The organism is Parazoarcus communis SWub3 = DSM 12120, assembly GCF_003226565.1.
Lineage (GTDB): Bacteria > Pseudomonadota > Gammaproteobacteria > Burkholderiales > Rhodocyclaceae > Parazoarcus > Parazoarcus communis.
In genome coordinates, this window is the sequence record NZ_QKOE01000185.1 from 1 (window position 1) to 255 (window position 255).

Annotated in this window: 1 protein-coding gene; it reads right to left on the bottom strand. The window is 60.4% G+C overall.

Annotated elements, in window-relative coordinates; translation table 11 throughout:
* A partial coding sequence (locus DNK49_RS23665) for an RHS repeat domain-containing protein (RefSeq protein ID WP_133255195.1) occupies positions 1 to 255 on the bottom strand: 255 nt, incomplete at both ends.

Here is a 255-nt window from a genome sequence, read left to right on the forward strand (position 1 = left end):
GTGGATCGGTCACGGAGCGCAGTTGGCCAGCTGCGTTCCAGCTATAGGTGGTCGTCTGGCCGGCCGCATCGGTAAAGGTCAGTGGCCGGTGGGCGGTGTTCCAGGTGTAGCTCGCCAGCATGGCATACCCGTTGATGCTGCCGGGGGCGTTACTTTTCTGTCGCACCGAAACGACATCGATTCCATTGGCGGCATAGTCGATCCGTGTTTCGCGATTGAGCGGGTCGACCAAACCCGTGATGTTGCCTCGGTCAT